The sequence below is a fragment of the Microbacterium sp. LKL04 genome, from assembly GCF_900102005.1.
Lineage (GTDB): Bacteria > Actinomycetota > Actinomycetes > Actinomycetales > Microbacteriaceae > Microbacterium.
In genome coordinates, this window is sequence record NZ_LT627736.1 from 1381973 (window position 1) to 1401438 (window position 19466).

A 19466-nucleotide genomic window follows, 5' to 3' on the forward strand; every position below is an offset into this window, starting at 1 on the left:
GACCCGCGCCCGCGGTCAGTATTCAAGAGGGAGATGAGTGTCTCCGCGGAGCCCTATCATCAGCGGTATGCTGCGCGCGCTCGCCCACCCCGCCGTCGCGCTGACTGCTGCCGCCGTCCTGTTCTTCGCCCACATCGGATCGTCGGGGAGCACGCACCGTTCGCCCGCTCACGATGCTGCCGGTTCCGACTCGCCGATACCCGTCCACGCCGGTCACATCGCCCCCTCCGCCGCCGCGGTGTGGTGGTCGGGCCTGTCTGCCGCGACGCGGGAAACCCTCATCCGGTCCGCTCCCGAGCGGATCGGTGCTCTGGACGGTCTTCCCGCGGACGTGCGTGTCGCCGCCAACCGCGTCGTGGCGAGAGAACGACTCAGCGAGCTCGAAACGGTCCTCACGAAGCTGGCGCGACGGGAGTCCGCTCCCGCCTCGGAGGCGGAACTCGAGCCCCTGCGGCAGGAACACTCCTACCTGGCAAGAGTCGTCAGCGGCGCCGTGAAGCTCTACCTCTTCGCCCCGGACCGCGGCGCCCTCGTCGAGATGACGGGAGATCCGGCGACCGCCACCGGCATCCTCCTGGTCGTTCCGGGGACGAACGCGTCGATACGAAGCTTCATGGTGCCCGACCCGGTGACCGCGTTCGCAGATTGGCAGGTGGACCACGCGGACCCGTCGACACCCGTCGTCGCCTTCACCGTGCTCGCCGCCCCGATGCCGCAGCTCTCGATCGACCTCGCCTCGGGGCCGCAGAACAACACGATCGCGACGGCGGCGGGCGCGAGCTACGCTCGTATCGTGGAGGGAATCGACGTCGCTTTCCCGGGTCTGCCGACGCTCAGCTACGAGCACAGCGCCGGATCGCAGGTCGGCAGCGCCGCCGAAGAAGACGGTGCCCATTTCGACGCCCGCTTCCTCGCGGCAGGTGTCGGGGCGACCGACGGCTACACGACGTCCCCCGGGACGGCCTATTACGCCGCGCAGGCAACGGACGACATCAACCGCCTCTACGCCGGATTCCAGATGGGCGACATCGGCTACGGCGTCGGACCCGAGGAATTTCCCGGCATCACCATCATCGATCCCGGCCTGTCGGATGTTCCTGTCTCGGCGATGGGCGGCATGCTCGCTCGCGGGCTGACGCTCCACAACCGCCTCTTCAGCGGCGACGCGTCGGCCAACGGAACCGTGCTCGCCGATGTCCGCCTCCTCCTCACCTCCCTCGCTCGCGAGAGAACCGGCTGATGGCGCCCCGCCCCGCCGCAGCAACGGTGCTCGTCGGTCTGCTCGTCATCGCCCTCGCGGGATGCGCCTCGCCGCAGGGAGCGACGTTCGCATCGGTGCGCGCTCACGCCCAAGAGGCGGTCGCCGATGTCGTCGCCGCCCTGCCCGACGGAGCCGAGTTCACCCCTACCGGGGACCCCACGTCGACCGCGTGCGACAGCGGCACCGCGGGCCCCTCCGGTCCCGAGGGAACCGCCTTCGCCACGTTCCACGGGTCGGCGGTGCTTCCCGACACGGCGGACACCGGGGCCGTCCTGACCGAGCTCCCCACGACTCTGGGCGAGGAGTGGGCCGTCGAGCCCGTCGGCATCGACACCGACGTCGCCACCGTCCGCGTGAACCGGGCGGGAACCGGAGTGTCGGTGGACGTGACGGAACAGGCAGGTGATGGCCCGAAGACGCTCGACATCCTCGCCGTCTCACCCTGCGGCCGGATCGAGTGACGCGTCGCCGGCCGCCGCCGTTCCCCTCCGCTCGACAGCCGCACCCGTTCAGTCGGGCGGTGGGGCCGTAGACCTGCGGACCTGCAGCGTCGGCACGTCGACGACGGGGCTCGAGGGAGCGGGGGCGCCGATCTTGTCGAGCATGTCGGCGACGATCTGACGCCCGCGCGCAGCGAAGTCGACGCGAAGCGTGGTGAGCGGCGGGTCGAAGAACGCCGCCTCGGGGATGTCATCGATACCCGCGACGCTGACGTCCTCGGGGACGCGCAGACCGCGCTCCTTGAGGGCGAGCATGGCGCCGAGGGCCATCTGGTCATTCGAGGCGACGTAGGCGGATGCCGCGGGCAGCCGCTCGAGCGAAGCGAGGGCGGCGTGAGCCGACGCCGCCGACCAATCGCCCTGGAACTCCGCGACCACCTCGAGCCCGTGGGCGGCCGCGGAGGCCGCGACGGCCCGACTGCGGTTGCGGCTGGCTGGCCAGTTGCCCGCGCCGGAGATGTGCACGATGCGACGGTGGCCGAGCGCGGCCAGGTGCGCGATGAGCGTCGGGAGGCCGGTGTCGTGGGCGCCCGTCGCATCGTCGGGCTCGGAATGCACGTGAAGGGGCACGGCGAAGTCGGCTCCGGCGAACACCCGGTTCATCTCGTCCGTTGAGGACAGCGCGAGGACGCCGGCGAGCGTCTGCTGATTCAGCAGACGCAGAGACTCCTCGATCGCGCGCGGATTGTGGACGTCGAGGGTGATGAGGTCGAGGACGTACCCGGCCTCGCGGGCTGCGGCCGCGGCACCCTCGGCAACGCGTGCCGGCCCCACCTGCCCGAGCTCGTGGGTGAGGGCGGCGATGATGTGCGATCGACCGAGCTTCAGGCCCCGCGCACTGAGGTTGGGCCGGTACTCGAGCCGGTGGAGGGCATGCTCGACGCGTTCCCGGGTCGCCGGGCGGATGCCCTCGTACCCCGCCAAGTACCGGCTGACCGTTTGATGCGAGACACCGGCCGCCTCGGCGACGTCGTAGATCGTCGCCGGCTTCGTGCTCCGACCAGCCATGCACCCTCGTCCCCGAACTGTTACTTGACATCTGATGTTATCGGAAACATCATGGTGCGCATCGGAGATGTTTCCGACAACATCCAGCCTGACGACGGAGTCCCTGCATGCCTGCGCCCCTGCCCTCGCACCTTCTGTTCGGCGCCGCGTACTACGCGGAATACCACTGGACGGAGCGCACCGAACTCGACCTCGACCTGATGAAGCAGGCGGGGTTCACCGTCATCCGTGTCGGCGAGTCGGTCTGGTCGACCTGGGAGCCCCGTGACGGCGAGTTCGACCTCGACTGGCTGCAGCCCGTGCTCGACGGTGCGCACGACAGGGGTATCGCGGTCATCCTCGGCACGCCCACCTACGCCGTCCCGCCGTGGCTTCAGGTCGCCCACCCCGAGATCGCCGCGGAGATCGCCACCGGCCATCCGCACCCGTGGGGAGCTCGTCAGGAAGTGGACTACTCCCACCCGGCCTTCCGCCACTACGCCGAGCGCATCATCCGCGCCGTCGTCGCCCGCTACGCCGATCACCCTGCCGTCATCGGCTATCAGGTGGACAACGAGCCGGGCATGCTCCTGCCTCACAACCGGAGCACGTTCCAGCGATTCGTCCGGCGGCTGGCTGCCGCCTACGGCGACGTCGAGACGCTCAACCGCGAGTGGGGGCTCACCTACTGGTCCCACCGCATCGCGGACTGGTCGGAACTGTGGACACCGGACGGCAACAGCCTGCCGCAGTACGACCTGGCCTGGCGGCGCTACCAGGCCGACCTCACGACGGAATTCATCGCCTGGCAGGCGGCCATCGTGCGGGAGTACGCCTCAGCGGACCAGTTCGTGACGACCTGCATCGCCTACCCGCGACCGGCTCTCGACGACCGCTCGGTGACACTCGAGCTCGACGTGACGGCAGGAAATCCCTACTACGCGATGCAGGACCACCTCGACGCGACCCGGGAACTCCCCCCGGTCACGCCGTGGACGACGTCGGGCGTCAGCAGCATGTTCTGCCAGGCGGACCGCACGTTCTCCTCGAAGCAGGAGCGATTTCTCATCACCGAGACCGACGCTCAGTCCATCGGCGGCTCCGCCTTCAACCTACCGCCGTACCCGGGCCAGCTGACCCAGGCCGCCTTCGCCTTCGTCTCGCGCGGCGCGGCAATGATCGAGTACTGGCACTGGCACACGCTGCCGTACGGCACGGAGACCTATTGGGGCGGCATCCTGCCCCACAGCCTCGAGCCCGGACGTGTGTACCGCGAGCTGTCCGAGGTCGGCGCGGCCTTCGGAGCCATCGGACCGACCCTCGACGGCTTCGAGCCCGACGCCGACGTCGCCCTCCTCTGGTCCACCGACAGCCGGTTCGCGTTCGACTTCTTCCCGCCTCTCATGGACGACGCGGGCGAACCTGCCGCCGCGTCGTACGAGCGCATCTTCGACGCCTCCTACCGGGGTGTCTTCGACGCGGGCGCCCAGGCACGGGTCATCCACGTCGCGCAGGCCCGCGATCTCGGCGCAGCCGAACTCGCGGCACGCTTCCCCGTCCTCATCGCGGCCGGTGTCTACGTCGCCGACGACGGTGCTCTGGAGTTCCTCCGGGAGTACGCGGATGCCGGTGGCCACCTGATCGTCGGCATCCGCACCGGCTACGGCGATCACGAGGCGCGGGCCCGAATCGAGGTTGCGCCGGCCCGCCTCGCCGAGCCCGCCGGAGTCTCGTACGAGGAGTTCTCGAATCTGCAGCGACCGGTGGCCGCGGTCGGCGTCGGAACCCTCGAGGTGACGCCCGGCGCGACCGCGGAGGCCTGGGCCGACGGACTGATGCCGACGGATGCGGACACGCTCGTGACCTACGATCACCCGCGGTTCCGCGACTTCGCGGCCGTCACGACGCGCTCGCACGGCAGCGGCAGGATCACGGTCGTCGGCACGCTGCCCTCACCCGCCCTCGCGGCCGATCTCGTGCGCTGGGCCGTCCCCGAACCGATCTCGGCGGGACTGCTCCAGAAGGCCGCCCTCCCCGTCTCCGTCGCGTCCGGCTCGCTTCCGGACGGTCGTCGGGCCTGGTTCGTCTTCAACTGGGGCTGGGCGCCGCAGACCGTCGAGCTCGCCGTCGGCGCGCGCGACGCGGTCACCGGCGAAGAGCTCGCTCCCGGCGCAGACCTCGTCCTCGCAGCGTGGGCCACCCGCTGCTTCCTCAGCTCCACCCCCGACAACTGAACCACCCCACCCACCACGAAGGAAGATCACATGAGAACGGCACGCAAGACAGCAGCGGCGCTGGCAGTCGGCGCCATGTCCATCGGCGGGCTCGCGGCCTGCGCCCCGGCATCCTCCGACGGCCCCTCGCAGGAGACGGTCACGCAGGATCAGATCGACGAGGCGATGGACACCCCCACCAAGCTCACGTTCTGGACGTGGGTGCCCGACATCGAGAAGGAGGTCGCACTCTTCGAGAAGAAGTACCCGAAGATCGACGTCACGGTCGAGAACGTCGGCCAGGGCCTCCCCCACTATCAGAAGCTCCGGAGCGCCATCGAAGCCGGCCAGGGGGCGCCCGATGTCGCACAGATCGAATACCAATACATCCCGTCGTTCGTCCTGGCCGACTCCCTGCTCGACCTCGCGCCGTACGGCGCGGACGACCTGTCGGGCGACTACGTCGAATGGGCGTGGAATCAGGTTTCACCGGGGAACGAGGTCTGGGCGATCCCGCAGGACGTCGGCCCCATGGGGAACCTCTACCGCGAGGACATCCTGAAGAAGGCCGGCATCACCGAGGCCCCCACGACGTGGGAGGAGTACGCGACGGCCGCGGAGGCGGTGAAGTCCAAGACGGGCTCGTACATCTCGAACCTCGGCGCGACCCAGGCCGGCCAGCTCATCGGGTTCTTCTGGCAGCGCGGCATCAAGCCGTTCGGCTACGACGGCAAGGAGACCGTGTCGATCGACGTCAACAGCACCGAGGCCAAGGAGGTCGCCGCCTACTGGACCGATCTCATCCAGCGCGACCTCGTCTCGACCGACGTCGATTTCAACGACCAGTGGTACCAGGGCCTCGCCAGCGGCAAATACGCCGGATGGCTGACCGCCGCGTGGGGGCCCGTTTTCCTGCAGGGCACCGCCGAGGGCACGTCCGGTCTCTGGCGCGCCGCACCGCTCCCGCAGTGGGATGCCGGGTCGCAGGTCTCGGGCAACTGGGGCGGGTCCTCGGACGCCGTCCTCGCATCGTCGGAGAACAAGATCGCGGCAGCCGAGCTCGCGAAGTTCATCAACCACGACGAGGAGTCCGCCATGATGCTGGCGACGGAGCAGTTCTTCTTCCCGCCGCAGAACTCGGTGCTCGAAGACCCCGCGTTCCTCGACGCGACGTCGGAGTTCTACGGCGGCCAGCAGGTGAACAAGCTGTTCGCCGACATCTCCCAGACGGTCGACACCAACTTCCAGTGGCTCCCCTTCATGGAGTACGTCTACTCCAGCTACGAAGAGACCCTCGGCACGGTCATCGCCGACAAGGGCGACATCGCGTCGGCGCTGGACACCTGGCAGGACCAGCTCGTCTCCTACGCGAAGGACCAGGGCTTCACCGTCAAGTGAGTGCGATCGGGGCGTCCCATCGGGGCGCCCCGATCCCCTCCGCATCCGATCCCAGGAGGATCCGTGACCACCACCTCGACGCTCAGCGCTGAGCGTTCCCCCGCCGCGTCTCGCGGTCGCACCGGCTCGAACCGCCGCCGACAGAACGTCGCCGCCTACCTCTTCATCCTGCCGTTCTTCATCGTGTTCATCGCGATGCTGATCGTGCCGCTCGCCTACTCCGGCTACCTCTCGCTCTTCCAGAGCAAGCTCATCGGCGGCGACGTGTTCGCCGGCCTCGCCAACTACGTCCGCGCCCTGCAGGACTCCGCATTCCTCGCGAGCATCGGACGCATGGGGCTGTTTCTCGTCATCCAGGTGCCGATCATGCTCGGGCTCGCGCTGTTCCTCGCGCTGGCCCTCGACAGCGGCCGGGTGCGCGGTTCGCGCAGCGTCCGCCTGCTGGTGTTCATGCCGTACGCGGTGCCCGCGGTCGTCGCGACCCTCATGTGGGGTTACCTGTACGGGCCCGACTTCGGCCCCATCGCGCAGATCGCCCGCGGCATCGGCTGGGGCACTCCGGAGTTCCTCTCGCCCGGCAGCATCCTCGGTTCGATGATGAACATCGTCACGTGGGAGTTCGTCGGCTACAACATGATCATCATGTACGCGGCGCTGCGCGCCATTCCCGCCGACCTGTTCGAGGCGGCGGAGATCGACGGAGCGGGACAGTTCCGTGTCGCGTGGAGCATCAAGATCCCGGCCATCCGCCCCGCCATCCTGCTGACGGTCATCTTCTCGATCATCGGGACCTTCCAGCTGTTCGCCGAGCCGAGCCTGCTCAACAACATCGCGCCGGACGCGATCACCAACTCCTACACGCCGAACTACTACGCGTACAACCTCGCGTTCATCAACCAGGAGCTGAACTACGCCGCGGCGATCGCGTTCCTGCTCGGACTGTTCATCGCGATCGTCTCGTACGTCGTCCAGCTCGCCAGCCAGCGCAGCGAGCGTCGCGAACGGAAGGCCGTCCGATGACCGATCTGGAGACCCGCGCCGTCGTGACCGGCACGCCTGCACGCCGAGTCGGCGCCCGTCGCGCCTACGACCGCGGGCGTCAGCGGAACGTGCCGTTGACCGTGCTGCTGTGGCTGTGCGCCGCGTACTTCGTCCTCCCGCTGTGGTGGCTGATCGTGTCGGCGACGAAGGACAATTCCGACCTGTTCGCGACCTTCGGACTGTGGTTCAGCGGCGACTTCCACCTGTGGGACAACCTCGCGACCCTCTTCACCGTGCGCGGCGGGATCTTCTGGCGCTGGCTCGTCAACACGGTGCTGTACGCCGTCGTGTCGGCGGCCGGGGCGACCCTCCTCTCGGCGATGGCCGGCTACGCGTTCGCGAAGTACGACTTCCCGGGCAAGAAGGCACTGTTCAGCGCGACCCTCGGCGCCATCATGATCCCGCTCACTGCCCTCGCACTGCCGACCTACCTGCTGTTCTCGAACGCGGGTCTGACGGACACGCCGTGGGCGATCATCGTCCCGTCACTCGTGAGCCCCTTCGGCGTGTACCTGATGCGCGTCTACGCGGCCGACTCCATTCCGACGGAGCTCATGGAAGCGGCGCGGGTCGACGGGTCGGGCGAGTTCCGCATCTTCTGGCAGGTCGGGCTGCGTCTGCTCGGCCCCGGCCTCGTCACGGTGTTCCTGTTCTCGCTCGTGGCGACGTGGAACAACTACTTCCTGCCCCTCATCATGCTGAACACGTCGGAGCTGTACCCCGTCACGGTGGGACTTGCGCAGCTCCAGTCCGCGGCGTCCGCCGGCGGCGGCGCGCAGGCGCTGTTCTCCACGGTGATCACGGGCTCGTTCGTCTCGATCCTGCCGCTGATCATCGCGTTCCTCTTCCTCCAGCGGTACTGGCAGAGCGGGCTGGCGACCGGGAGCGTCAAGGGCTGATCGACGCCCGGCGTGACGTCGACGGATGCCCCGCGGTCCTCTGGGCGGCGGGGCATCCGTCGTGTAATCAGGAACGACCGGATCTTCCACACGGTGTCCTCGTCCGGGCCCCACCTGCGTCGTCCCTGAGACACCGACCTTCGAAGGAGAGAACCATGGAGTATCTGCTGTTCATCGTCAGCGATCCCGCCGCCCCGACTTACGTGCCGGAGGAGGACGACATCGAGGACTGGGCTGCCGATCTGGACCGGCGCGGCGCGGCGCGCGTCGGCAATCGCCTGCGCCCACCGTCCGATGCGACGACCGTCACCGTCCGCGACGGTCGCACCATCCTCACCGACGGCCCCTTCACCGAGACGAAGGAATGGATCGCGGGTTTCGATCTGATCGACGTCGCCGACCTCGATGAGGCCATCGAGATCGCGTCGCGGCATCCGATGGCCCGTTTCGGACGCGTCGAGGTGCGCCCCGTGTGGCCGTTGGGATGACCCCGTGACCGGCGATCCGGCGACCGTCGCAGTGAGCAGGGCGCTTGCCGAGACGGTCGCCGCCGAGCGCCTGCGGATCGTTGCCGGCCTGATCGGTCGCACCGGCGACTGGGAGCTCGCGGAGGACGCGATGCAGGATGCCGCAGCCAGCGCCCTCACCGCCTGGGTGCGCACCGGCATCCCCCGCAACCCGGCGGCATGGCTCACGACGGCCGCGCAGAATGCCGCCGTCGACGGTCTCCGCCGGGCGTCGACGCGGCGGGCCACCGCACATCGAGCCGCCGTCGAAGCCGCGGTGGACTTCGATCAGGCACGCACCGCCGCGTGGGGAGATCCCGAGGAGCACACCGAGGTCGGCGATGATCGGCTCCGTCTGATCTTCACCTGCTGCCATCCGGCGCTCTCGATGGAAGCGCGAGTGGCTCTCACGCTCCGCACCGTCGTGGGGCTCGACGTGGAGGAGGTGGCCCGGGCCTTCCTCGTCGCCCCTGCCACGATGCAGAAGCGGCTCGTCCGCGCGCGGGCGAAGATCCGGGACGCGGGCATCCCGTACCGGGTCCCGGCGCGAGAGCAGCTGCCCGCACGCACCGATGCCGTGCTCGCCGTGCTCTACACGCTGTTCACGGAGGGGTACTCCGGCGGCGGAGACCTCGTGCGGCCTGCTCTGGCGGATGAGGCGATCCGCCTCGTCCGGCTCCTCGATCTCCTCATGGTGGACTCCCCGCACCTTCCCGAGGTGCGAGGGCTGCTCGCCCTCATGCTCTTCCAGCACTCGCGCACCGCGGTCAGACTCGACGTCGAGGGCGACCTGGTTCTCCTCGCCGACCAGGACCGCGCGCGATGGGATGCGCGGATGATCGCCGACGGTGTCGCGGCGCTCGCGGCGGCTCGGTCTGCACGGCGCCTCGTCGACGGCGTCGAGGGGCCCTACCTGCTGCAGGCGGAGATCGCGGCGCTGCATGCGACCGCGCCGTCGCTCGGCCACACGGACGTGGTGCGCATCGCCGAGCTCTACGGTCGACTCTCGCGGGTGGCGCCGTCACCGATCGTGGAACTCAACCGCGCCGTCGCCGTGAGCTTCGCCGAGGGGCCGCATGCGGGCCTCGCACTTCTCGCCGCGTTGCCGGAAGGGACGCTCGACGGGTACCACCTGCTCCACGCGACCGTCGCGGACCTCCTGCGTCGGGCGGGCCGGAGCGACGAGGCGCTCGCACACTACGAGCGCGCGGCCGACCTCGCCCCCACGGAGGCCGAGCGCCGGTTCCTGCGGCGGCGGGCCGCAGAGTCCGCCTGAGGCGAGGCACTCGCCCTCGCTGAAGGTGCGCCGATGCAATGGATCCGGCGCGACACGCCGTTCCCAGCGCCCGCGCGGCGGCGCGTCACGCCCGATCTATTGCATCCGTCACCGCCCGCAGTCGCGAGGACGAGGAAGGCCCCCGGCATCCGCTCTCTCGAGCAGTGCCGGGGGCCCTCTTCAGAGGCTCCGCGCCTCAGAAGTCCCAGTCGTCGTCCTCGGTGGCGACGGCCTTGCCGATGACGTACGACGAACCCGACCCGCTGAAGAAGTCGTGATTCTCGTCCGCGTTGGGCGAGAGCGCCGACAGGATCGCCGGGTTCACGTTGGTGACGCTCGCCGGGAACATGGCCTCGTAGCCGAGGTTCATGAGCGCCTTGTTGGCGTTGTAGTGCAGGAACTTCTTGACGTCCTCGGTCTGACCGATGCCGTCGTAGAGGTCCTGCGTGTACTGCACCTCGTTGTCGTAGAGCTCGTAGAGCAGCGAGAACGTGTAGTCCTTGAGCTCGTCGCGCTCGGCCTGACCGAGCGTCTCGAGTCCGCGCTGGAACTTGTAGCCAATGTAGTAACCGTGCACGGCCTCGTCGCGGATGATGAGGCGGATGATGTCGGCCGTGTTCGTCAGCTTGGCCTTCGACGACCAGTACAGCGGCAGGTAGAAGCCCGAGTAGAAGAGGAACGACTCGAGCAGGGTCGAGGCGACCTTGCGCTTGAGGGGCTCGTCGCCACGGTAGTAGTCCATGACGATGCGGGCCTTCTTCTGAAGGTTCTCGTTCTCGACCGACCAGCGGAACGCGTCGTCGATCTCCGGCGTCGAGGCGAGTGTCGAGAAGATCGACGAGTAGCTCTTCGCGTGCACCGACTCCATGAACGCGATGTTCGTGTAGACGGCCTCCTCGTGCGGGGTGATCGCGTCGGGGATGAGCGAGACGGCGCCGACGGTGCCCTGGATCGTGTCCAGCAGCGTCAAACCGGTGAACACGCGCATCGTCGTCTGCTGCTCCTCAGGGGTGAGCGTCGCCCACGACTGGATGTCGTTGGACAGCGGCACCTTCTCGGGAAGCCAGAAGTTGTTGACGAGGCGGTTCCACACCTCGAGGTCCTTGTCGTCCTGGATGCGGTTCCAGTTGATCGCCTGGACCGAGCCGAGGAGCTTGAGGGGTTCGGGGGTCATGTCTTTTCTCTCTCGAATCTCAGCCGGTCAGAGCATGCAGGAGACGCACTCGGTCATGTCGGTGCCCTCGAGCGCCATCTGACGGAGGCGGATGTAGTAGATCGTCTTGATGCCCTTGCGCCAGGCGTAGATCTGCGCCTTGTTGATGTCGCGCGTGGTGGCGGTGTCCTTGAAGAACAGCGTCAGCGACAGGCCCTGGTCGACGTGCTGGGTGGCGGCGGCGTAGGTGTCGATGACCTTCTCGTAGCCGATCTCGTACGCGTCCTCGTAGTACTCGAGGTTGTCGTTCGTCATGAACGGCGCCGGGTAGTAGACGCGGCCGATCTTGCCTTCCTTGCGGATCTCGATCTTCGACGCGATCGGGTGGATCGAGCTCGTCGAGTTGTTGATGTACGAGATCGAGCCCGTCGGCGGGACGGCCTGCAGGTTCTGGTTGTAGATGCCGTGCTTCTGGATGGATGCCTTCAGCTCGAGCCAGTCCTCCTGCGTCGGGATGTGGATGCCCTCGAAGAGCTCCTCGACGCGGGCCGTCGCCGGCTTCCACTCCTGCTCGGTGTACTTGTCGAAGAACTCGCCGGAGGCGTACTTCGAGTCCCAGAAGCCGTCGAAGACCTGACCGCGCTCGATGGCGATCCGGTTCGAGGCCTGCAGCGCGTGGAACAGCACCGTGTAGAAGTAGATGTTCGTGAAGTCGACACCCTCCTCCGAGCCGTAGTGGACGTGCTCGCGGGCGAGGTAGCCGTGCAGGTTCATCTGGCCGAGGCCGATGGCGTGCGACTTGTCGTTGCCGTCCTCGATGGAGCGGACCGAGCGGATGTGGCTCTGGTCGCTGACCGCGCTGAGCGCACGGATGCTGGTCTCGACCGTGCCGGCGAGGTTGCGGCCGTCCATCGCCAGGGCGATGTTCATCGAGCCCAGGTTGCAGGAGATGTCCTTGCCGATCTGGTCGTACGAGAGGTCCTCGTTGAACGTCGTCGGCGTGTTGACCTGGAGGATCTCCGAGCACAGGTTGGACATGTTGATCCGGCCCTTGATCGGGTTGGCCTTGTTCACCGTGTCCTCGAACATGATGTACGGGTAGCCCGACTCGAACTGGATCTCGGCGAGAGTCTGGAAGAACTCGCGCGCCTTGATCTTCGTCTTCTTGATGCGCGCGTCGTCGACCATCTCGCGGTACTTCTCGGTGACGGAGATGTCACCGAAGGGCACGCCGTAGACCTTCTCGACGTCGTACGGCGAGAAGAGGTACATGTCCTCGTCGTTCTTGGCGAGCTCGAACGTGATGTCGGGAACGACGACACCCAGCGACAGCGTCTTGATGCGGATCTTCTCGTCCGCGTTCTCGCGCTTGGTGTCGAGGAACTTCATGATGTCGGGGTGGTGCGCCGAGAGGTACACGGCACCGGCGCCCTGACGCGCGCCGAGCTGGTTCGCGTAGCTGAAGCTGTCTTCGAGGAGCTTCATGACGGGGATGATGCCCGACGACTGGTTCTCGATCTGCTTGATCGGGGCGCCCGCCTCGCGGATGTTCGAGAGGAGGAGGGCGACGCCGCCGCCGCGCTTGGAGAGCTGGAGGGCGGAGTTGATGCCGCGGGCGATCGACTCCATGTTGTCCTCGATGCGCAGGAGGAAGCACGAGACGAGCTCGCCGCGCTGCGCCTTGCCTGCGTTGAGGAAGGTGGGGGTGGCGGGCTGGAAGCGGCCCGAGAGGATCTCGTCGACGAGCTTGTTCGCGAGGTCCTGATCACCGGCGGCGAGGGCCAGAGCGGTCATGACGACGCGGTCCTCGAAGCGCTCGAGGTAGCGCTTGCCGTCGAAGGTCTTCAGCGTGTAGCTCGTGTAGTACTTGAACGCGCCGAGGAACGTGTCGAAGCGGAACTTCGCCGCGTACGCACGGTCGTGGATCTGCTGGACGAACTCGAACGGGTACGCCTCGATGACGGCACCCTCGTAGTACTCCTTCTCGACGAGGTAGTCGAGCTTCTCCTTGAGGGAGTGGAAGAACACGGTGTTCTGGTTGACGTGCTGCAGGAAGTACTCCCGCGCGGCCCGCTTGTCGGCGTCGAACTGGATCTTCCCGTCCTCGCCGTACAGGTTCAGCATCGCGTTGAGGGCGTGATAATCCATCCCCTCGAAACGAACCTCCGTCTTGAAGGCCATGTCGGTCACTGCAGCTTCCACCAGTCTTCCAATCCGCCGCTCACGCGGTCGACGTCCTCAGGCGTGCCGAATACTTCGAGCCGGTACAAGTGCGGCACACGACACTTGCGGCTGATGATGTCTCCGGCCAGGCAGAACGCCTCGCCGAAATTGCTGTTACCTGCGGAGATGACTCCGCGCAGCAGGCTCCGATTGCCCTCGTCGTTGAGGAAGCGGATGACCTGCTTGGGGACCGCGCCCTTCTCTTCTCCCCTGCCCTGGCCTCCCCCGTAGGTGGGGGTGACCAGGACGTACGGCTCTTCGATGCGGAGAGCGGGTTCGGAGGAGTGAAGCGGGATGCGGCGAGCCGGCATCCCGAGCTTCTCGATGAATCGCGCCGTGTTACCCGACACGCTCGAGAAGTAGACGAGCAGCGGCACGTTCGTCATGACGGCCGCGCTCATCGGTCAGACCAGGCGAGACGCGAGCTCGTCGATCTTGTCGGGACGGAAGCCCGACCAGTGGTCCTCGTCGGTGACGACGACCGGAGCCTGGAGGTACCCGAGCGACTTGACGTGCTCGAGGGCCGCCGGGTCCTCGGAGAGGTCGAGGACCTCGTAGTCGATGCCCTTGGAGTCCAGCGCGCGGTACGTCGCGTTGCACTGCACGCAGGACGGCTTCGTGTACACGGTGATCGCCATCTGTCGACCCTCTCTCTGCCTCTGGCCCCCGCCGGTGCGGGGTCCTTCTCGTTCGTAAAATCTGACTGCAGGATGCGGGCCGGATCCGCCCGTCGACCTGGTTCCCGGGGGTGTAAGGCCGCCGGGAGCTCAATACTACATATGGGTACGGACACCCGGAAGCACCACAAGGGGTAGTAGTTACATCCGTGTAGTTTTTCCGCATCTCTCCACAGATACAACACAGGTTGTCCACCGATTCATCCCCAATCCGCGAAGTTCCGGACGGGCTCGAAAAGGCCGGGATTCCGGCCGAAACCGCGAAGCCCTCGGCTGGTTGTCCACAGGTCGGACGATACGAGGAACCTCCGACATCGGATCGGGGCCGAATCCGACTTCCCGGCGTGTCGTCGGCGTGTCGCCGCGAGGGCGCACCCCCATATCTGGGATGTCCGTGGGCGACGGTAGATTGGAAGGGTGGCGGGATACTCGGAACTCCTGCGCGCACCGGGTGTCGCGCGCATCATCGCGGCACAACTGACGGCACGCTTCCCGAGTGGGATGACCAGCCTGGCGGTACTCCTCCACGTCGAGCAGTCGACCGGGTCCTACGGCTACGCGGGCATCGTCCTCGCCGCCGTCTCGATCGGCCAGGCCATCTCCGGTCCCGTCACCAGCCGGTGGATGGGCGTCTGGGGTATGCGCCGCGTCCTCACCCTGACCGCCGCCGTCTGCGCGGCCGCGGTCCTCGCCCTCGCAGTGAATCCATTCGGGATGCCGGGGTTCATCGTCTTCGGCTTCGTCGCCGGCATCGCCAATCCCCCGGTGCAGCCCGCCGTGCGGACGATCTATCCCAAGATCGTGACGTCGCGCCAACTGACGCCGCTCTTCTCGCTCGACGCGAGCCTGCAGGAGATCATCTGGATCTTCGCGCCCGTTCTCATCACGCTGGTCGCGACGCAGGTGGGCACGGTTCCGGCGCTGTTCCTGATCGTCGTCATCCTCATCGGAGGGTGCGCCTGGTTCATCGCCTCGCCCGAGGTGGGGCGTGTCCGCATCCCCCGCAGCCGTCGCGGATTCGGACGGGTCCTCGGCAAGCCGGTCGTGCTGCTGTCCACCGTGACCGGCTTCCTGCTGATCGGCGCGTGCGCGGCCGTCGAGGCCGGCGTCGTCGCGTCGTTCGGCCACGAGGGGCTCGAGGCGGGGATCGTCCTGGCCGTCTTCGCGGTCGGCAGCCTCGCCGGCGGTCTCGGCTTCGGCCACATCCCGATCGGCCGGTGGGCGATGGCCCGTCGCCTGACGATCGTCGCCGTCGGCGTCTCACTCGTCATGATCAGCCTCAACGCCTGGTGGATGGGCGCCTCGCTCTTCATCGCCGGCCTCGGCATCGCTCCGGCCCTCGCGGTCATGTTCGCGATCACGAGCGCCAGCGTGCGCTTCAGTGAGACGGCAGAGGCCTACGGGTGGATCGGCACCGGCCAGCTCATCGGCGCCGCCGCCGGTTCTGCGGTCGCCGGCTTCCTCATCGACGGCGTCGGCTCGGTCGGTGCGTTCATCGCGGCATCCGGATTCGCCGTCGCCGGCGCGCTCGTCGCCGCCGTCTTCGTCCGCGGGTTCCCCGACCTGCGCGGCCGCGACGCGAGCCCCATACCCGACACGGAGCCCGTCCCGCTCATCACCTGAGCGAGCGCATCACGCCGCGCGACGGAGCAGGAACAGGACGGCTTGCGCGTACGCGTCGGCGGGCTGCGGATGCCGGAAGAGGTGGGGCGCGGCATCCACTTCGATCTCGACCTCGTGGATGTCGGGAAGGCGACGGAGCGACCGGAACGTGCCGCGGAGCATCTCGCGCAGCTGCGCCTCGGACGGCAGCCACAGCGCATCCTCGAGCGCGACCGAGTCGAGCGCCCATTCGGTCGTCCCGTTGAAGGCGAGCAGGTCGCCGGTCGGGTAGCTCCGGGCCTCGACGGTCATGTCGCTGACGGTGTAGACGTCGGCCTCGAACTCGGGCTCGTCGAGCTGGAACCGGTCGCCGGAACGGGGATGCCAGATCAGGCCGCTCGCGCGCAGCTCGCGTGCCAGGTCGGTGGAGATCATCCCCCCATCCTGGCCCGGCGCTGAGGGGCGAGGCCCGTCCTAGGCTGAGAGCATGCCGTCACCCGTCACCCTCCCCCGCCTGAGCTGGGGAGATCCCCACAGCGACCGCCGGGCGCTCCTCGTCCACGGCGTCGGGTCGAGCGGAGCGCTCATGTGGCGTTACGCCGTCGCCCTCGCCGACGCCGGCTGGCGTGTCGACGCCGTCGACCTGCGCGGCCACGGCACCGCTCCGCGCGGCCTGGACTACACGATCGACGCGTACGCGGTCGACCTCACCCACACGCAGCCCGCCGACGACGCGCCGTGGGATCTCGTCCTCGGCCACTCGCTCGGCGGCGCGGCCGCGACCGTGGCCGCCGCATCCACCCCCTCGTGGACGCGCCATCTCGTCCTCGTCGATCCTGCGATCCACCTCGCGGACGTCGATCGTGACGCCGTCCGCGCCAGCCAGGAGCAGGCGTTCGCCGACACCTCGGTCGGCGCGGTCCGAGCCGCGCACCCCGAATGGCTCGAGCTGGATATCGAGCTGAAGGCGATCGCCGCCCAGCAGGCGAGCCGCTACGCCGTCGAGCAGACGGGACTGCAGAACACGCCGTGGGACGTGCGGGAGGCGGCATCCCGTCTCACCGTCCCCACCCACGTCATCGCGGGCGACCCGGCCGTCTACTCGATCTTCACGGGCGACCTCGCCGCCGAGGTGCTGCAGAATCCCCGGGTGTCGATGTCCGTCGTGCCGGGCACGGGGCATTCGCCGCACCGCGACGCTCCGGATGCCGCGGCCCAGGCGCTCCTCGACGCGACCCGGACGTGGGGGTTGCCGTCATGACGTTCGATCCCGCCGCGCACCTGCCGGATGACCTGCTCGCGCGCATCCGCTCCCGCGCTGCCGCCGTCGACGCCGATAACCGCTTCCCGGACGAGGATCTCGCCGAGCTCCGCGACGCCGGCTACCTCGCGATCCTCGTGCCGACCGAGCTCGGCGGGGCGGGGCTCGGGCTCCGCGAGGCATCCGTCCTGCAGCAGCGGCTCGCCGGCGCCGCTCCCGCGACGGCCCTCGCGATCAACATGCACCTCGTCTGGACCGGCGTCGCGAAGGTGATGTCGGACCGCGGCGACGACGCGCTCCGCTTCGTGCAGGAGGGCGCCGTCCGCGGCGAGGTTTTCGCGTTCGGGATCAGCGAAGCGGGCAACGACCTCGTGTTGTTCGGCAGTGACACGGATGCCGCGCCCCGCCCCGACGGCTCGTACGCCTTCACGGGCACCAAGATCTTCACCTCGCTCGCACCGGTGTGGACGCACCTGGGGCTCCACGGCCTCGACACGTCCGACCCCGACGACCCGCGACTCGTGTTCGCGTTCGTCCCTCGGAGCGACGCCGTCGTCACCCGCGACGACTGGGACACCCTCGGCATGCGCGGCACGCAGTCCCGGACGACCGAGCTGCACGGCGCCGTCGCCCCGGCGGACCGGATCGTCCGCCGGCTGCCGGTCGGGCCGAGCCCCGACCCGCTCGTCTTCGGGATCTTCAGCGCCTTCGAGATCCTGCTGGCGTCCGTATACACGGGCATCGCGCGTCGCGCGCTCGACCTGGCCGTCGAGACCGCCCGCTCGCGCACGTCGAAGAAGACGGGTCGCACCTACAGCCAGGATCCCGACATCCGCTGGCGGGTGGCCGACATGGCGCTCGCGTACGACGCCCTCCCGGTGCAGGTCGAGACCCTCGCCGCCGACGTCGACGGTCTCGCGGACCACGGCGCGATGTGGTTCCCGAAGCTCTCCGCGATCAAGCACCGCGCCGCGACGACGGCGAAGCAGGTCGTCGACGAGGCGATGCTCGTCGCGGGCGGGTCGTCTTTCTTCACCCGCAACGAGCTGAGCCGGCTGTACCGCGACGTGCTCGCCGGGATGTTCCACCCCTCCGACCCGGAGTCGGTTCGCAGCGCTCTCGCGAACGCGTGGCTGGGGCCGGTCGAACCGTGAGTCGCCCGGGTCGCTGACGGCCACCGTGGCAGGATGGCCGAATGGCCCGCATCCCGTACGACTCGCTGAGCACCGCTGACCAGCAGAGGTATCGCGGGCTCCGCACGATGAAGGCGGTCGCCCTCGGCGCCCTGCTGTTCATGGCGATCGTCTTCGTCATCGCGTTCATCCTCGAGAAGGACCTCTCGGGCTGGGGCTACGTGCGCGCGGCGGCCGAGGGCGGCATGGTCGGCGCCCTCGCGGACTGGTTCGCGGTGACGGCGCTGTTCCGGCACCCCCTCGGCATCCCGATCCCCCACACCGCGATCATCCCGCGCCGCAAGGACGAGATCGGACGCACCCTCGGCGAATTCGTCGAGACGAACTTCCTCGAGGGCGGTGTCGTCCGCCAGAAGCTCGAGTCCACCAACATCGCCCGCACCGCAGGCACGTGGCTGCAGGATCCGGCTCACGCGAAGACGGTCGCGGCCGAGGCCTCGACGATGGCCTCCGGCATCCTCACCGCCCTCAGCGACGACGAGGTGCAGGACCTCATCAGCGACCTCGCGCACGAGCACCTGCTCTCACCCTCGTGGGGTCCTTCGCTCGGCACCTGGCTGTCGCGGGTGGTGGACGCCGATGCCCACCGCGGCGCGGTCGACCTGGGCGTCGACAGCATCGCCCGCTGGCTCGACGCGAACCGCGAGGCGTTCGACGGACTCGTCTCACGACGCCTGCCGTCGTGGGTGCCGTCGGTCGCCATGCGCCTCGTCGACGACACCGTCTATCACGAGGCCACGAAGTTCGTCGCGGCCGTGCAGCGCGACCCGGAGCACCCGGCCCGGAAGGCGCTCGACCAGTATCTCGAGCGCCTCGCCGACAACCTGCAGCACGACCCCGAGACCATCGGCCGCCTCGAGGGCGCGAAGAGCGCGGTCTTCGACAGCCCGCGCGTCCGGGCGCTCGCCGCCGACGCCTGGAACACCGCGAAGGCGGGCCTCCTGCGCTCGCTCGCCGACGAGGAGAGCCCGCTCCGCCGACGCGTCACCGCCGCCCTCGGCGACCTGGGCGACCGGCTCGCGACCGACACCGCGCTGCAGGAGCGCGTCGACAAGCGCATCGCGGACGCCGCTGTCTTCCTCGTCGACCGCTACCGCCACGACATCGCGTCGATCATCACCGACACCGTCGAGCGGTGGGACGCCGATGAGACGAGCCAGAAGATCGAGCTGCAGGTCGGCCGGGACCTGCAGTACATCCGCCTGAACGGCACGATCGTCGGCGCCCTCGCGGGACTCGCGATCTTCACCGTCGCCCACCTGCTGCTGCCCTGACC

General features: G+C 68.4%; 18 protein-coding genes. 12 read left to right on the forward strand and 6 right to left on the reverse strand.

The genetic code is table 11. From position 1 onward, the window contains the following. The first annotated feature begins 67 nt into the window (after positions 1-67). Together BLP38_RS06785 and BLP38_RS06790 are read left to right on the forward strand one after the other, a co-directional pair. Complete coding sequence (locus tag BLP38_RS06785; protein ID WP_091354916.1) at positions 68-1240, forward strand: hypothetical protein; 1173 nt, start codon at positions 68-70, stop codon at positions 1238-1240. Then, positions 1240-1722 (forward strand): hypothetical protein, encoded by a 483-nt coding sequence (locus BLP38_RS06790; protein WP_091354920.1) that lies wholly within the window; start codon positions 1240-1242, stop codon positions 1720-1722. Before BLP38_RS06785 ends, BLP38_RS06790 begins: the two co-directional genes overlap by 1 nt. A gap of 48 nt (positions 1723-1770) precedes the next feature. On the opposite strand, the gene BLP38_RS06795 is transcribed toward BLP38_RS06790, so the two are convergent. Next, positions 1771-2769 (reverse strand): LacI family DNA-binding transcriptional regulator, encoded by a 999-nt coding sequence (locus BLP38_RS06795; RefSeq protein WP_091354923.1) that lies wholly within the window; start codon positions 2767-2769, stop codon positions 1771-1773. A gap of 107 nt (positions 2770-2876) precedes the next feature. Between BLP38_RS06795 and BLP38_RS06800 the strand changes: the two genes are divergently transcribed. From BLP38_RS06800 to BLP38_RS06825, 6 genes are all read left to right on the forward strand, one after another. Beyond that, entirely contained in the window at positions 2877-4982 is a 2106-nt protein-coding gene (locus BLP38_RS06800) for a beta-galactosidase (protein ID WP_091354926.1), read from the forward strand. A 30-nt stretch (positions 4983-5012) separates the two neighbouring features. Continuing rightward, complete coding sequence (locus BLP38_RS06805) at positions 5013-6359, forward strand: ABC transporter substrate-binding protein (RefSeq protein ID WP_172824667.1); 1347 nt, start codon at positions 5013-5015, stop codon at positions 6357-6359. A 63-nt stretch (positions 6360-6422) separates the two neighbouring features. Further along, entirely contained in the window at positions 6423-7379 is a 957-nt protein-coding gene (locus tag BLP38_RS06810) for a carbohydrate ABC transporter permease (RefSeq protein WP_231916582.1), read from the forward strand. Then, the gene (locus tag BLP38_RS06815) at positions 7376-8299 is read left to right on the forward strand and encodes a carbohydrate ABC transporter permease (protein ID WP_091354930.1); all 924 of its coding nucleotides are present in this window, start codon (positions 7376-7378) and stop codon (positions 8297-8299) included. The genes BLP38_RS06810 and BLP38_RS06815 overlap by 4 nt, the downstream gene beginning before the upstream one ends. Positions 8300-8454: 155 nt before the next feature. Then, a complete protein-coding gene (locus tag BLP38_RS06820; protein WP_091354933.1) occupies positions 8455-8787 on the forward strand; it encodes a YciI family protein in 333 nt (110 codons plus the stop codon). Between the two features lie 4 nt (positions 8788-8791). Continuing rightward, the gene (locus tag BLP38_RS06825) at positions 8792-10081 is read left to right on the forward strand and encodes an RNA polymerase sigma factor (protein WP_231916583.1); all 1290 of its coding nucleotides are present in this window, start codon (positions 8792-8794) and stop codon (positions 10079-10081) included. A 196-nt stretch (positions 10082-10277) separates the two neighbouring features. Here BLP38_RS06825 and nrdF read toward each other — a convergent pair whose 3' ends face one another. Genes nrdF through nrdH form a run of 4 tightly spaced genes read right to left on the reverse strand, consistent with a single transcriptional unit; the run spans position 10278 to position 14095 of the window. Further along, positions 10278-11255, reverse strand: a complete 978-nt coding sequence (gene nrdF / locus BLP38_RS06830) for a class 1b ribonucleoside-diphosphate reductase subunit beta (RefSeq protein WP_091354938.1) — start codon at positions 11253-11255, stop codon at positions 10278-10280. 27 nt (positions 11256-11282) lie between these two features. After that, a complete protein-coding gene (gene nrdE / locus BLP38_RS06835) occupies positions 11283-13415 on the reverse strand; it encodes a class 1b ribonucleoside-diphosphate reductase subunit alpha (protein ID WP_091359623.1) in 2133 nt (710 codons plus the stop codon). Positions 13416-13420: 5 nt separating this feature from the next. Then, entirely contained in the window at positions 13421-13858 is a 438-nt protein-coding gene (gene nrdI, locus BLP38_RS06840) for a class Ib ribonucleoside-diphosphate reductase assembly flavoprotein NrdI (RefSeq protein WP_091354941.1), read from the reverse strand. 3 nt (positions 13859-13861) lie between these two features. Then, entirely contained in the window at positions 13862-14095 is a 234-nt protein-coding gene (nrdH, locus tag BLP38_RS06845; protein ID WP_018188439.1) for a glutaredoxin-like protein NrdH, read from the reverse strand. A 456-nt stretch (positions 14096-14551) separates the two neighbouring features. Between nrdH and BLP38_RS06850 the strand changes: the two genes are divergently transcribed. Continuing rightward, complete coding sequence (locus tag BLP38_RS06850) at positions 14552-15757, forward strand: MFS transporter (protein WP_091354944.1); 1206 nt, start codon at positions 14552-14554, stop codon at positions 15755-15757. Positions 15758-15766: 9 nt separating this feature from the next. Here the strand turns inward: BLP38_RS06850 and BLP38_RS06855 are convergent, their stop codons facing one another. Continuing rightward, on the reverse strand, positions 15767-16171 hold the full coding sequence (locus BLP38_RS06855) for a pilus assembly protein CpaE (protein WP_091354948.1): 405 nt from the start codon (positions 16169-16171) through the stop codon (positions 15767-15769). A 52-nt stretch (positions 16172-16223) separates the two neighbouring features. On the opposite strand from BLP38_RS06855, the gene BLP38_RS06860 reads away from it, so the two are divergent. The 3 genes from BLP38_RS06860 to BLP38_RS06870 are packed head-to-tail and all read left to right on the forward strand — an operon-like array spanning position 16224 to position 19464. Continuing rightward, a complete protein-coding gene (locus tag BLP38_RS06860; protein WP_091354951.1) occupies positions 16224-16997 on the forward strand; it encodes an alpha/beta fold hydrolase in 774 nt (257 codons plus the stop codon). Then, positions 16994-18151: an acyl-CoA dehydrogenase family protein gene (locus BLP38_RS06865; protein WP_172824668.1), complete on the forward strand. Its 1158-nt coding sequence runs from the start codon at positions 16994-16996 to the stop codon at positions 18149-18151. Before BLP38_RS06860 ends, BLP38_RS06865 begins: the two co-directional genes overlap by 4 nt. 41 nt (positions 18152-18192) lie before the next feature. Then, positions 18193-19464, forward strand: a complete 1272-nt coding sequence (locus BLP38_RS06870) for a DUF445 domain-containing protein (protein WP_091354958.1) — start codon at positions 18193-18195, stop codon at positions 19462-19464. Positions 19465-19466 lie beyond the last annotated feature (2 nt).